Raw genomic sequence first — 13011 nt, forward strand, 5'->3', positions numbered from 1 at the left:
TCGCTCAGGCCGACGCCGTGACCAGCGAGGTCGCGGCGGGCAGCCGGAGCGCTCCGTTGACGAGAGTCGCCCGGAGCTCGGTGCGGACCTCGTCGAGGAGCGCCGCCCACGCCGCAGCTCCCAGCTCGGGCTCCAGGCGGGCCCGCGCGTCGCGACCGGTGCCGGTGGCCAGGATGGTGGCCAGCCGCTCCTCGACGCCGTCGCTGGTGGCGGTGGAGTAGTCGAGGACGACGTCGAGCGCCTCGACGGCGACCCGGTCCCACCCGGCGTCGGCCAGCACCGTCCGGACCCGGTCCGGGTCGGCGAAGGCCCGAGGGCCGGGCGCGCCGTCGGGGTCACGCTCCACCGGCGGGAGCCGGCGGGTGAGCACCTCGGTGCCCCGGGTGAAGATCGGGTTCTCGGCATCGCTGCGCCAGCAGACGAAGGCCAGCCGGCCGCCGGGCGCGGTCGCGGTCCGGATCCGGGTGAAGGCCTCGACCGGGTCGGCGAAGAACATCACCCCGAAGCGGGACACCACCCGGTCGAAGGCCGGGCCCGGGGCGGCGGCCAGCAGGTCGGTCGACTGGGCGTCCGCGAGGAGGACCTCGGCGACAGGGACGCGGCGCCGTGCGGCCTCGACCATCGTCGGGGAGATGTCGACGCCGACCGGCGTCGCTCCCGACGCCGCGGCCGCCTCGAGGAGGGTGCCCGAGCCGCAGCCGACGTCGAGCACCCGGTGCCCCGGCTCGATCGACGCGGCCGCGAGCAGGGCCGTGGTGATCGGCGCGAACGCCGCGTCGAAGGTCTGTTCCTGCTCGACCCACCCGGCGCCGACGTCGGTCCAGGTGCTGCGCATCCCGTCGTTGCTCATGGTCTCTCCTGCAGGAAGTCGTGGACGACGCGGCCGACCAGAGCGGGACGCTCGACCACCAGCAGGTGGCTGGCCCCGGGGACGATGCAGAGCTGGGCGTCCGGGACGGCGCTCGCGATCGTCAGGGTGTGCTCGGTGCTGATGCTGTCGCGGTCGCCGGCCATCACCAGCGTCCGCGCGGTCACGCCGGCCAGCGACGCGGGCGCGATCTGCGGCTGCTGGGTCCAGAGCGCCATCAGCCGCTCGGTGACGACCGGGGCGTGCTCCGGACCGTCGGGGGAGAGCTCGTCGTACTCCCGATCGATCTGCGCCGACGCCGCCTGCCACGCCGCGCTGGGGGTGCGGTTCTCGGTCACGAAGCCGGACGGGTCCAGGTTGCCGCTGATCGTCACGAGCGAGCGAACCCGCCCGGGGTGGTCGCGCGCCAGCAGCAGCCCGATGATCGCGCCGTCGCTGAAGCCCACCACGTGGGCGTCACTGAGGCCGACGGCGTCGAGGTAGGCCAGGGTCTCGTCGACCATCGCGCCGTAGTCGAAGGGCCGGCCGTGGTCGGGCGTGCGTCCGTGGGCGGCCCGCTCCGGCGCGTGCACGAGGTACGACGGGGTCAGCTCGCCTGACATGGCCCGCATGGTCTCGATCGAGCAGAACCCGCCGTGCAGGAGCAGCAGCGGCTCACCCGCGCCGGTGATCTCGTGGTAGCTGCGGAGACCGGACACGTCCAGGTAGGGCACGCCCCGATCCTCTCATCAGCGGGCCGGAGCGCTGGGCGAGCCGGGTTCGCCGGGTTCGCCGGGGAGGGTGAGCGCGACGGTGGTGCCCCCGCCCACGGTGCTGGTGACCTCGACCGCACCGCCGTGGGCCTCGGCGATCTGGCGGACGATGGCCAGGCCCAGTCCGCTGCCGCCCGTGGCCCGGCTCCGCGACGGGTCGACGCGGCGGAACCGCTCGAACACGTGCGGCAGGTCGTCCGCGGGGATCCCCTCCCCGGTGTCGGACACGGCGATCCTGCCGGAGGAGCCGGTGAGGGTGACCCGGCCGCCGCGGGGCGTGTGACGCAGCGCGTTGGCGACCAGGTTGCCGACCGCCTGACGCAGCCGGACCGGGTCGGCGCGCACGCCCGAGCCGGGCTCGGCCGTGACGTCCAGCTCGATCCCGGACGCCTCCGCCGCGCCGCCGAACGCCTCGGCCACCTGGGCCAGGAACAGGGCCAGGTCGACCGGGACCGGGTCGAGCCGCAGCTCGCCGGCGTCTCCGAGCGCGAGGTCGTGCAGGTCGTCGACGAGCCGCTGCAGGTGCAGGGTCTCCTCGTGCAGGCTGGCCAGCAGGCGGTCGTCGGGCTCGACCAGCCCGTCCTGCGCCGCCTCGAGCCACCCGCGCACGTTGGCGAGCGGGGTCCGCAGCTCGTGCGAGACGTCGCCGACCAGACGCCGTCTGGCCTCCTCCAGCTGCTGGCGGCGCTCGGCCATCCGGTTGAACGCCTGCGCCACCTCGCCGACCTCGTCGGCGCGCCGGGCCGGCACCCGGGCGCCCAGATCGCCGTCCCCGGCCCGTCGGGCCACGGCGGCCATCCGGCGCAACGGGCGGACCACGCTCCCCGCGAGCACCGCGCAGAGCAGCAGCGTGACCAGGAGGACCGCGCCGGCCAGCCAGGCGATCCGGAGCTGGGCGGCCCGGGAGAAGTCCCACAGCACGTCCGCGGTCGACGCCGAGCCGTCGGCGACGAACAGCAGGGCCGCGGGGGCGACGTACCCCGAGAGCGCGGCGCGGCGGGCCCGGTCCGCGCAGCGGGCCACGGCGTCGTGACGCTCCGGATAGGCGACGATGACCGAGAGGTCCTCGACGACCGCCTCGACCGGTGCCAGCCCGGCCCGGCCCAGGCACCGGTCGACCAGGGCCTGCAGGCGGGTCCATGCGCGGGTGTCGTCGGAGTCCGCGAACGGCCCGAGGGCCCGGCTGTCGAGGGCTCCGGGTGGCGCGACGGCGTAGCGCCGGCAGCCCTCGCCGTCGCCCTCGTCGCACGGGATGACCGCGGGCTCGGCGACAGCCGCGGTGGCGGGGAGCTCCAGGGTGTCGCGCAGGACCGTGTCGACGTCCAGCGGGTCGAGCGTGGCGCGGGCACGTGCCGGGTCGCGCGGGTCGGTGCGGTCCTCGGAGTCGACCAGCACCCGACCGCTCAGGTCGGTGACGCTGACCCGGTGGCCCGCCTGCCGCGCCAGGCGGTCCACGAGCGGGGCGGCCGCGGCCCAGTCCCGGTGGGTCGCGGCGAAGTCGACGAGCGCGTCGTAGGTCCGGGCGTCGGTGTGCAGCGACTCCTGCTCCTCCTCCCGGACCGCGACCGTGGTCGCCCGCACGGTCGCCCAGGTGGCGGCGGCCACCGCGACCAGGGCCACCACGGCGGCGATGCCGAAGATCCGGACGAACAGGCTGCGGCGCCAGGGCACCCGGGTGCGAGGACCGCTCACCGGGCGACCGCGCAGGCGTACCCGACGCCGTAGACCGTGCGGATCAGCGCCGGGTCGAGCTTCTTGCGGAGGTTGGCCACGTGCACGTCGACGGTACGGCGGGTCACGTGCCCGCTCTCGCCGTGGGAGCGGGCGATCAGCTGCTCGCGGCTGAACACCCGGCCCGGCTCGGCGGCCAGGGTCTCCAGCAGTGCGAACTCGCCCGCTGTGCAGTCGACGGGCACGCCGCGCCAGCGGACCTCGTGGGTGGCGGGCGCGACCACCAGCTCGCCGACCGTGATCGGCGGGCGCGCGACCCCGCTCGACGACACCCGGTGACGCCGCAGCAGTGAGCGCACCCGAGCCATCAGCTCCCGGGGGCTGTAGGGCTTGGTGAGGAAGTCGTCGGCGCCCAGGTCGAGCGCGTCGAGCAGGTCGTCCTCGCCGGCCCGGGCCGTGAGCACCAGGATCGGCACCGCCTCCGACTCCGGCTGCGACCGCAGGATCCGGCAGACGTCGAGGCCGTCGAGGCGGGGCATCATCACGTCGAGGACCAGCAGGTCCGGGACGCGGCGCCGTACCTCGTCGACCGCCGCGCGGCCGTCGCCCACGACCGTCACCTCGTGGCCCTCCGCGACGGCGTACCGGCGGACCAGCTCGGCCTGCTTGGGATCGTCCTCGGCGATCAGGATGCGTGCCACGCGGAGACCCTAAGCCGTCGCCAGGGCGGCGGTGGGGGAGAGGCGGGAGGCCCGGACGGCCGGGTAGATGCCGGCCAGGGCGCCGACGACCACCGCGCCGGCGACGCCACCCGCCACGGCGGGCAGAGGTACGACGGCCGGCCACCCGCGCGCGACCGCGTACCCGACGCTGCCGAGCACCCCGGTCGCCGTCCCGGCCGCACCGCCCAGCAGCGAGAGCAGCACCGCCTCGGTGAGGAACTGCCGTCGTACGTCGCGCCGGGTCGCCCCGAGCGCTCGCCTCAGGCCGATCTCGCGGCGCCGCTCGAGCACGGACACGATCATCGTGTTGGCCACCCCGATCCCGCCGACCGCGAGCGCGACGCCGGCCAGCCCGAGGAAGAGCGCGGCGAAGGTGCCCTGGGTGGCGCGCTTCGCGGCGAGCGCGTCGGACGGGCGGCTGACCGAGATCAGCCCCGGCAGCGTCGGGTCCAGGGTCGCCGGCAGCACGTCGCGGACCGCCTCGACCTGCGACTCGACGGCCCGGAGGTAGACGACCGTGGGGCCGCCGTCGTACCCGAGGTGGGTGCGGGCGGCGCCCGCGCCCACGAGCGCCGCCTGCTCCAGCTCGGGGGTGAGCGGCATGGGCGCGAGGACGCCGACCACGCTCATCCAGGTGTCGTCGACCAGCAGCTGGCGGGGCCGCGCCGGGTCCACGCCGTCGACCCCGAGCCAGGCGGCGGCCCGGGCGCCGAGCACCACCGCCGGGAGGTCGACGGTCGCGTCGCTGAGGAAGACCCCGGCCTCGACCCGGCCTCGCACCGCGGCCAGCAGGTCCGGCGTGGCGGCCAGGGTGGTGATGCCCGCGGTCCGGTTGGGATCGGCGAGCGGGTCGCCGAGCACCCGCGCGTTGAGGTTGGCGACGGCCGCGGCGGCCTCGACCGGCGGGATCCGCCGGACCATGGCGGCCACCTCGTGGGGCAGGGTCGGGGCAGGGTCGCTGGCCCCGTTCGGCTGCGCGACGAGCACGTCCGTGCCGAGCTCGCTGAGCCGGCGGTCCAGGTCGGCCTGCCCGCTGGCCGGGATGCCCGTCACCAGCACCAGGGTGGCGATGCCGAGGGCGATCCCGACCGCGCTCATCACCGCACGACCGGGCCGGCCGCGGACGCCGTGCCAGCCGAGGACCAGGGCGTCGACGAGTGCGCTGCTCATGCGACCACCACCGGGGAGAGCCGGCCGTCGCGGATCTCGACGCGGCGCGCGAAGGTGGCGGCGACGGCCGGGTCGTGGGTGATCAGGGCGATCGTGGTGCCCTCGGCGTGCAGCTCGCGGAAGAGGTCGAGCACCTGGCGCCCGGTGGCCTGGTCCAGGGCGCCGGTCGGCTCGTCGGCCAGGACCAGGGCGGGGCGGTTGACCAGCGCGCGGGCGATGCCGACGCGCTGGCGCTCGCCGCCGGACAGCTCGTGGGGCAGGTGGGTGGCCCGGTGGGCCAGCCCCACCCGCTCGAGTGCCTCGAGGGCGAGGCCGCGGCGCCGGCGGCGCGGCACCCCGGCGTACAGGAGGCCGGTGGCGACGTTGTCGGCGGCGCTCAGCCGGTCGGCGAGGTGGGACTGCTGGAAGACGAAGCCGAGCCAGCGCGCCCGCAGCCGCGAGACCGCCGCGTCGCCAAGGTCGCCGGTCCGCTCGCCCGCGATCTCGACGGTGCCCGACGACGGCCGGTCCAGGGTGCCCATCAGATGCAGCAGGGTCGACTTCCCGGACCCGGACGGCCCGACGATGCCCAGGTCCTCGCCGCGCTCCACGGCCAGGTCCACCTCGTGCAGGGCGACCACTCCGCCGGCGTACTCCTTGCGGACGGCGGTCAGCCGCAGGACGGTCACGACGCCACCACGACGGTGTCGCCGTCCTCGAGACCCGTCACCTCGACCAGGCCGTCGGCCACCATCCCGAGGGTGACCGGCACCAGGGTGCCGTCGGGCCGCTCCACCGCGTGCCCGCCGCCGGCCAGGGTCAGCAGCGCGGTCACCGGGACCTGCAGGACGTCCTTCCGGGCGGCGGTCGTGATCGAGGCCGTCACCGGCCCGAGGACGGCGTCCGCGAGCTGCCGGGCGCGCGCGGCCTCGACGACCACGGCGACCGTGGGCGGGCCGCCACTCTCGTCGTCGCTCGTGGCCCGGCCCCCGACGGAGACGATCCGGGTGCGGACCCGTCGCCCGTCCGCGAGCGAGACACGCACGCGGCGGCCGGGCGCCAGCGACCGGGCCAGGTCCGGCGGTGCCTGCAGGACGATCGAGCGGCGGGTGCTGGTCACGGTCAGCACGTCTGCAGCGGCGTCCGCGCCGAGCTGTGCGGTGACCGCGTCGACGCGCACGGCGCCCGCGACCACGACGACCTCGCCCGGCTCCAGGACCCCGGTGCCCTCCAGACCACGGGCCTCCTGCCAGTCCGCGACCGCGCCGGCCAGCAGCGAGCCGTAGGTCGCGTCCTCGGTCGTCCCGCCGTAGAGGCCCAGGGCGGCCAGGTTGGTCGCGACCAGGTCGACGTCGTTCCCGGTCAGCAGCGGTACGTCGGGCGGCGGGTCGTCCCCGCCCTCCCGGTCCTCGTCCTCGTCCTCGTCGCGCTCGGGCGGGCCCGGGTCCGCGGTGAGCGTCCGGTAGAGGGGCAGGTCGCCGTACAGGACGGCGACGGGGGAGTCGTCGACCCGGTAGAGCTGCTCCCCGCGGCGGACCGTGAGGCCCGCCGACGGCAGCCAGGTGACGATGCCGGGACCACGACCGGTCACGGTCACCGGGGCGCCGTACCCGAGCTCGCCGGTGACCTGGGTGGCCTGGCGGAGGTCGCCCCGGACCACCGAGACCGTCGCCACATCGGGGGCGGGGTCCGGGCCGGACGGGCTGGCGTCACCGCCGGTCAGCAGCAGCCCGGCCCCGGTTCCCCCGGCGGCGACCAGGAGTACGGCGGCCGCGACGAGGATCCGCCCGCGCAGGGGCGGCATCACGCCGCGCCGAACGCCTGCACCAGGCAGGTCTGCTCGAGCTCGGCCGAGTCGTCCGGCACCGAGTGGCCCTCGGAGTAGGTCCAGTCGAGCTGGTCGTCGGTGAGGAGGGTGACCCACAGGCCGCCGTCCTGCAGGCACTGCACGTAGGCCTGTCGCTGCTCGTGGAAGTTCGGGTTGGTGGCCGCCTCCAGCGCCGGCGGCTGGACGGGCTCCAGCTGCAGGCAGGCGGCCTGCGCCTCCGGTGGGGCGGGGTAGTCGACGAGGACGCCGGGATCGCCCTCGCCGTTCGCTCCGAGCGCGACCGCCGGTCCGTCGCCCGTCGGCGCCTTCGCCCCGTTCTCCAGCAGACAGGTGTTGTAGGCGTTCCAGATGGTGGCGCGACGCTCGGGGCTGTCGTCGACCCGGAAGACCGGACGACGGTCGCCCTGTCCTGCGGAGGCGTCCGCCGGCGACCCGGTCGGAGCACCGGCGGGTGGGGTCGTCGCCACGGGGGTGCTCGCGGTCGGGGGGAGCGAGGCCACCCGGGGGTCGGAGGCGTCGCTCCCGCAGGAGGTCAGCGCGACCAGCAGCGGGAGGGCGAGGAGCGAGAGGGCTCGGCGGCCACGGAGCGTCAGCATGGCGGCGACGCTAGGGACGAGTTGTCAGGAACCTGTCAGGTCGCCGTTCGCAGCCGATCAGGCTCGGACTCGCACGCCGTCCTCGGCGCCACCGGGACCGGCGTAGCGGATCAGGTGGTGCACGTGCCGGGCGATGGCGACGACGCTGCCGACGCGGACCGCCTGCTGACGGCTGGCGTGCTGGCCGGGCAGCTCGCCGCGCCCGACGACGCGGTTGCGCCAGGCGCCGCAGGAGAAGTAGGTCTCGACGTCTCCCTGGGTCATGAGGTCCTCCCGTCGTGAGGTCGGGCACCGGGCCGGTGGCTGGACCCGTGTCCCCCCAACGCGTCAGGATCCCGTGACGTTACGCCTCTGCTCCCGACGGGGAAACACGCCGTTTGTCCGCGCGGTCTACTCTCCCCTCGGAGCAGCGGGAATGACTGCGTGACCAGCGTGGTTGCGGCTCTGCCCGGACCGTCCCAGGGACGGGCCGCACGACGTCCGGACACCTGAAGGAGCCTCCCTTGACCCTCACCTCCGCCACCAGCACCCCGGGCAGCGCCTCGGCCCTCCTCGCCGAGCGCCTCGAGGCGCTCCGCGTCGAGCGTGAGCAGGTCCTGGCCGAGAGCCGCCTCGAGGCCGTCGGCGACGTCGCCGACCGCGCCACCAACGTCGAGGCGACCATCCGCCTGCAGCTGCTCGACGAGCGCATCGCCACCATCGAGCTCGAGATCGAGCAGGCCGGCCGGCAGCAGCACACCGACGGGGTGGTCTCCGTCGGTGACGTCGTCACCCTCGACCTGGGCGACGGGCCCGAGACGTACGTCGTCGGCTCGGTCGAGCAGGCCTCCGCCGGCGTCGACACGGTCACCCCCGCCAGCCCGCTGGGTCGCGCCATCGTCGGCGCCGAGGTCGGGACGACGGTGACCTACAGCCCCCGCTCGGGCGTGAAGCTCTCCGCCGTCATCGTCTCGGCCGAGACCGCCTGACCCGTCAGGCGGTCGCCGCCGTGTCCGGCGGCGGCACCGCGCCGACCAGCCGGTCGCGCAGCTTGACCAGCTCGGCGACCGCGCCGAGGAACCGCGTCGTGCTGTCTCCGACCTGGAGGTCGTCGAAGTAGTGGTGGCGCATCGCCACCCGGGCCAGGTGGTGCTCGTCGTGCCCGAGTCGCGCGGTCAGCAGTGCGGTGAGATCGGCGACCGCCGCGGTGTCGAGGACGTCGGCACACCGGCTCACCGGCACGTCCTGGCGCAGTCGCTCGCCGTCGTGGTGCCGGTCGGTGATGAAGATCGGCTTCTCGGTGCGCAGGTAGAGCCAGTCCAGGCCCACCGATGACACGTCGGTGATCATCGCGTCGCAGTCGGGCATCACGGCGAGGATGTCGCCGACGATCACCGACTCGTGGCCCGCGCCGGACTCCTGCCGCGCCGCGTCCGCGACCAGCGCCAGGATCTCCTCGTGGCCCCGGCGGATGGCCGGGGTGAGGCTCGTCGTGACCTTCGGGTGCGGCTTGTAGACCACGCGCACGTCCGGGACCGCCAGGATCGCCCGGACGATCTCGGGACCGAAGACGTCGACCGAGGTGTAGTCGTTGTAGTCCGCGTCGCCCTCCCACGTCGGGGCGTAGAGCACCGTACGGCGCTCCGTCGCCCCCAGGATCGGCTCGGGCCGCAGGTCGAGCTGGGGCCGGCCGATGCGGACCAGGCGCGAGGTGTCGAACTCCAGCAGCCCGGCCTCGTGCCGCTGGACCGCCGCCTCGCCGGCGACGAACACCCGGTCGTAGGCCTTGGCGTTGTTGCTGGCCATGCTCTGCTTGTCGCTCTCGCCGTGGTTGATGTGCACATGCAGCATCCGCCCGTCGATGAGCGACTGGAAGTTGCGCATCGAGTTGTTGCAGTAGAGGACGACCTTGGCGCCGAGCCCGGTGTACAGCTCGGTGAGCTCGGGGAACGACGGCACCAGGAAGACCGGCAGCGAGGTGCGGTCCAGGCAGACCTGCGCGCTCTCGGGGTCCCGCGTGACGATCCCGACGGGATGCTCCTCGTGGAGCCGCTCGAGGACCGGCAGCCACTGCAGGAGCTGGTAGACCCGGGTGGGGTCGTCGGGGAAGTACGCGAGGGCGTCGAGCGTGTGCACGCGCGGATCATAGGGCTGGAATGTTGCGGCTGATGACATCGGTGCGCCGTCCTAGAGTGAGCGCTGTGCTCCGCGTGCGACTCGCCTTCCTGCTGGTCGCTGCGGTGGCGCTCGGGGGATGCGCGGGAGGTGCCTCCTCGGGCCCCGGAGGAACCGGCCCCGAGGTGGTCGCGATGCCCGCCGGACTCACAGCCTACGTCGACCAGGGGCGGCTCTTCCGGGTCACGCGGACGGCCTACGTGCGGCTGGTGAACGAGCCGGACCGCCAGGTCACGGTGACCCACGCCGAGATCAGCTCGCCGCGCTTCGGCGAGGTCACGTGGGCGGGGGAGAAGGACTTCGAGAACGAGGCCGACCTGCCGTTCGAGGTGCCCCACGGCCGGTGTGGCGACGGGTCCGACGCGCACGTCCGGCTGACCTACCGCATCGACGACGGGCCGGAGCAGGTCTCGGAGGCCACGGCGACCGACCGGTACGGCGCGATCGGGCTGTTCCTCGACCGCGACTGCGCCGAGGAGGTGCTGGCCGAGGCCGCGACGGTCGAGCTCGGGACGCCGCGGGTCGTCGGATCCGGCCGGGCGTCGGTCTTCGAGCTGCCCGTCGCCCTGACGCCCACCGGGGACCGTGACGACGTCGCATTCGGCGGGTTCGAGGACACCGTGCTGTTCCGCGCGGCTCCGGGGTCCCCGGTCGCCGACCGGACCCCGGCCGTGCCGCTCGGCCCGGAGGACCCGCCGGCCGAGGTCGTGCTCCGGCTGGTGCCGACCCGCTGTGACCCGCACGCCCTCGCCGAGGACAAGGTGGGCACCCTGGTCGGGGTCCGGGTCGTCGCGTCCGAGCTGGGCGACGCGGCGTCGTACTTCCTGCCGATCGGCGACGAGCGCCGGGCGGCGCTGCGCGGCTTCTTCTCCACCCACTGCGGGCTCTGAGTCTCACGTCGGGCCGTCGGCTGCCGATCCTTCGGCCGTGAGCTTCGAGCAGCGCCGCCCCCGGCCGCACCTGGTGCCGGTCGACCGGGACGCCGACGGGACCCGGGACGCCCGGGTCGCCGCGACCCTGGAGGTGCTCGGCGGTCAGCCGCCGCACGCCGTCGCGCGCCGCTGGCAGGTGGACCCCGCGGTCCTCGAGCGCTGGGTGCGCACCTTCGTCGACGCCGGTACGGCGCAGGTCACCAACCGACCGGACCCGGACGCGGCCACCCAGCGCGACCGCTTCCTGGCGGCCTTCGCCCACGAGCTCCGCTCGCCGCTCACCGTCGCCCGCGGCTGGGTGGCGATGCTGCGCGAGGACGAGCTGCCGCCGAGCGTCCTGGCCCGCTCGGTCGACCGGCTCGACGACGCCCTGGCCCGGCTCGCCGATCGGGTCGTCGACGTCGAGCTGCTGGCCGCCGCGTCGCTCGGCCGGCTGCGCCTGGAGCCGCGGTCGGTGACCGTCGGCGAGCTCGCGGACGGCCTGACCGATCTCGGCGAGGTCGGGGGTCTCGGCCCGGACGTCACGGTCCGCGCCGATCCCGACCTCTTCCGGCACGTGCTGCGCGACCTGTGGCAGGCCGGTCACTCGATCCCGACCCCGCGCGAGCTGCGGTTGGAGACCGCGGAGGTGCCGCCCTGGGTGGAGCTGCGCGTCGTCCGGGATGCCGATCCGATCGACCTCGACGTCCTGCAGGCGCTCTTCGAGCCGTTCGACCTCAACGACGACGGCACCGGGGTCACGATCGGCCTCTACCTGGCCCGAGCCCTGGTGATCGCTCATGGCGGCACCCTCGGTGCCGATCAGGATGAGGAGAGGGCCGTGCTCTGGGTGCGGCTGCCACATTGAAGATCTGGGGGATCCACCTTGTTCAAGCTCGCCTGCGGTGACGTCATGCCGGGATGCGCAGCCCGATTCGAGCACGCCGACCGCGATCAGCTGCTGGCCCAGGTGGCCGGGCACGCGGCGCAGACGCACGGCATCACCGACATCACCCCGCCGGTGCTGGCGCTCGTCGAGAGCAAGCTCGCCTTCGTCGCCTGAGCTCGGCTCACGGGGATCGACCCCACGGGGACGTCGCCGTGGCTGGTCTCTCGCGCGAGCGGCTCCGGCCACGACGACGAACCTGACCGCGCTCTGCTTGCGTCGCGCTGGCCACCGGATGAGGTGTGCCACGTTTGCGGTCTCGGCGGGTGTGGGCACCGTCGGGGGTGCGCGCCGCATCGGCGCGCGTCACCAAGCAGAGGAGACGACGTGAGACGAATCGGGACGTGGGCCGCGGCGATCGTGCTGGGGGCCGGCGCGCTCGCCGCCTGCGGCGGTGACGACGACAGCGGGAGCGACGACGCCAGTGGCGGGGGCGGCAGCGACTCGTCGTACTGCGACAAGCTGAGCGGCTTCCGTGACACCCTCCAGAACACCTCGGACGCCTCGAGCTTCACGAAGTTCAAGGACGCCGCCGAGGAGCTCGCCGACGAGGCGCCGGACGAGGTGTCCGGCGACTGGGAGAAGATCCAGGACGCGTTCGGCCAGCTCGAGGACAAGCTCGAGGAGGCCGGTCTGTCGATCGAGGACCTCGACGACCCCACGGCGCTGCAGAGCGCCGACCCCGAGGCCATGGCCACGCTTCAGGAGGAGCTGACCAAGATCGGCGAGGACCTCGACGGAGCGGGCGAGAAGATCTCCGACCACGCCGAGTCCGAGTGCGACATCGACCTCGACGGGTCCGACGACTCGGCCTCGCCGTCCCCCTCGAGCTGACGCACCACGGACCCCCGCCCGTGCGCCACCCGTGACAAGGGTGGTGCGCGGCGCGGGGGTTCGCCGCGTCCCGACCCGAGGGGACCGTCGGATGCGCACGATCGCGACGTGGGCGGCCGCAGCGGCGGCGGGAGCGGCGGTGCAGACCGGGTGCAGTGACGGCGACCCGGTTGACGGCGTCGACACCTCGGCCAGCGGCGCCGCGGACGAGTCCGACTGCGAGAGCGTGGCGGACTTCCCCTCGCTCCTGGCCGGTCGGGGCGCATCGGAGACCTTCGACACCTTCGCCGAGACGACCGAGAGGCTGGCCGAGACCGCGTCCGTGGAGATCGCGGACCAGCGGGATCGGGTCCGCGAGGCCGTCAGCAGGCTGTCCGACGAGCCGGCAAAGGCAGGCATCTCGGTCGACGACCTCACCACCTTCGAGCTGACGCCCGAGCAGGAGGAGAGGCCGGCCGCGATCCAGGGCGACGTGCTGACCCTCGGCCAGGAGGTCGACGCGGCCGGCACCGCGATCACCGAGCACGCCCGGGAGCGAGCGGGATCGACCTGAACCCCCGGCCCGCCGTGCCCTCGCCGT

Annotated in this window: 16 protein-coding genes; 6 read left to right on the forward strand and 10 right to left on the reverse strand. The window is 74.7% G+C overall.

Annotated elements, in window-relative coordinates; genetic code table 11:
- Nucleotides 1-4: 4 nt before the first annotated feature.
- Genes V7S47_RS17680 through V7S47_RS17720 form a run of 9 tightly spaced genes read right to left on the reverse strand, consistent with a single transcriptional unit; the run spans nucleotide 5 to nucleotide 7850 of the window.
- Nucleotides 5-850: a class I SAM-dependent methyltransferase gene (locus tag V7S47_RS17680; protein ID WP_336562804.1), complete on the reverse strand. Its 846-nt coding sequence runs from the start codon at nucleotides 848-850 to the stop codon at nucleotides 5-7.
- Complete coding sequence (locus V7S47_RS17685; RefSeq protein WP_336562805.1) at nucleotides 847-1581, reverse strand: alpha/beta fold hydrolase; 735 nt, start codon at nucleotides 1579-1581, stop codon at nucleotides 847-849. Before V7S47_RS17685 ends, V7S47_RS17680 begins: the two co-directional genes overlap by 4 nt.
- Before the next feature lie 15 nt (nucleotides 1582-1596).
- Nucleotides 1597-3312 (reverse strand): sensor histidine kinase, encoded by a 1716-nt coding sequence (locus tag V7S47_RS17690; RefSeq protein ID WP_336562806.1) that lies wholly within the window; start codon nucleotides 3310-3312, stop codon nucleotides 1597-1599.
- Nucleotides 3309-3992: a response regulator transcription factor gene (locus V7S47_RS17695; protein WP_336562807.1), complete on the reverse strand. Its 684-nt coding sequence runs from the start codon at nucleotides 3990-3992 to the stop codon at nucleotides 3309-3311. The genes V7S47_RS17690 and V7S47_RS17695 overlap by 4 nt, the downstream gene beginning before the upstream one ends.
- A 9-nt stretch (nucleotides 3993-4001) precedes the next feature.
- A complete protein-coding gene (locus V7S47_RS17700; protein ID WP_336562808.1) occupies nucleotides 4002-5183 on the reverse strand; it encodes an ABC transporter permease in 1182 nt (393 codons plus the stop codon).
- Nucleotides 5180-5851, reverse strand: coding sequence for an ABC transporter ATP-binding protein (locus V7S47_RS17705; protein ID WP_336562809.1), 672 nt, complete (start codon nucleotides 5849-5851; stop codon nucleotides 5180-5182). The genes V7S47_RS17700 and V7S47_RS17705 overlap by 4 nt, the downstream gene beginning before the upstream one ends.
- Complete coding sequence (locus V7S47_RS17710) at nucleotides 5848-6966, reverse strand: peptidoglycan-binding protein (RefSeq protein WP_336562810.1); 1119 nt, start codon at nucleotides 6964-6966, stop codon at nucleotides 5848-5850. Before V7S47_RS17710 ends, V7S47_RS17705 begins: the two co-directional genes overlap by 4 nt.
- Nucleotides 6966-7586, reverse strand: coding sequence for a hypothetical protein (locus tag V7S47_RS17715; RefSeq protein WP_336562811.1), 621 nt, complete (start codon nucleotides 7584-7586; stop codon nucleotides 6966-6968). Before V7S47_RS17715 ends, V7S47_RS17710 begins: the two co-directional genes overlap by 1 nt.
- A gap of 57 nt (nucleotides 7587-7643) precedes the next feature.
- Entirely contained in the window at nucleotides 7644-7850 is a 207-nt protein-coding gene (locus V7S47_RS17720; protein ID WP_336562812.1) for a hypothetical protein, read from the reverse strand.
- Between the two features lie 239 nt (nucleotides 7851-8089).
- Here V7S47_RS17720 and V7S47_RS17725 point away from each other — a divergent pair, with 239 nt between their 5' ends.
- Nucleotides 8090-8554, forward strand: a complete 465-nt coding sequence (locus V7S47_RS17725) for a GreA/GreB family elongation factor (RefSeq protein ID WP_336562813.1) — start codon at nucleotides 8090-8092, stop codon at nucleotides 8552-8554.
- A 4-nt stretch (nucleotides 8555-8558) separates the two neighbouring features.
- Here V7S47_RS17725 and V7S47_RS17730 read toward each other — a convergent pair whose 3' ends face one another.
- Nucleotides 8559-9701, reverse strand: coding sequence for a CDP-glycerol glycerophosphotransferase family protein (locus V7S47_RS17730; RefSeq protein WP_336562814.1), 1143 nt, complete (start codon nucleotides 9699-9701; stop codon nucleotides 8559-8561).
- Between the two features lie 65 nt (nucleotides 9702-9766).
- Here V7S47_RS17730 and V7S47_RS17735 point away from each other — a divergent pair, with 65 nt between their 5' ends.
- From V7S47_RS17735 to V7S47_RS17755, 5 genes are all read left to right on the forward strand, one after another.
- Nucleotides 9767-10630: a hypothetical protein gene (locus V7S47_RS17735; protein WP_336562815.1), complete on the forward strand. Its 864-nt coding sequence runs from the start codon at nucleotides 9767-9769 to the stop codon at nucleotides 10628-10630.
- Nucleotides 10631-10667: 37 nt separating this feature from the next.
- Entirely contained in the window at nucleotides 10668-11519 is an 852-nt protein-coding gene (locus V7S47_RS17740) for a sensor histidine kinase (RefSeq protein ID WP_336562816.1), read from the forward strand.
- A gap of 18 nt (nucleotides 11520-11537) precedes the next feature.
- Complete coding sequence (locus V7S47_RS17745) at nucleotides 11538-11714, forward strand: DUF1059 domain-containing protein (RefSeq protein WP_336562817.1); 177 nt, start codon at nucleotides 11538-11540, stop codon at nucleotides 11712-11714.
- Nucleotides 11715-11924: 210 nt separating this feature from the next.
- Complete coding sequence (locus tag V7S47_RS17750; RefSeq protein WP_336562818.1) at nucleotides 11925-12431, forward strand: hypothetical protein; 507 nt, start codon at nucleotides 11925-11927, stop codon at nucleotides 12429-12431.
- A gap of 91 nt (nucleotides 12432-12522) precedes the next feature.
- Nucleotides 12523-12984 carry a hypothetical protein gene (locus V7S47_RS17755; protein WP_336562819.1) on the forward strand — a complete coding sequence of 154 codons (462 nt, stop codon included), beginning with the start codon at nucleotides 12523-12525 and terminating at the stop codon, nucleotides 12982-12984.
- Nucleotides 12985-13011 lie beyond the last annotated feature (27 nt).

Origin of the sequence: Nocardioides sp. CCNWLW216 (assembly GCF_037120545.1) — a bacterium.
GTDB classification, from domain to species: Bacteria; Actinomycetota; Actinomycetes; order Propionibacteriales; family Nocardioidaceae; genus Nocardioides; species Nocardioides lianchengensis.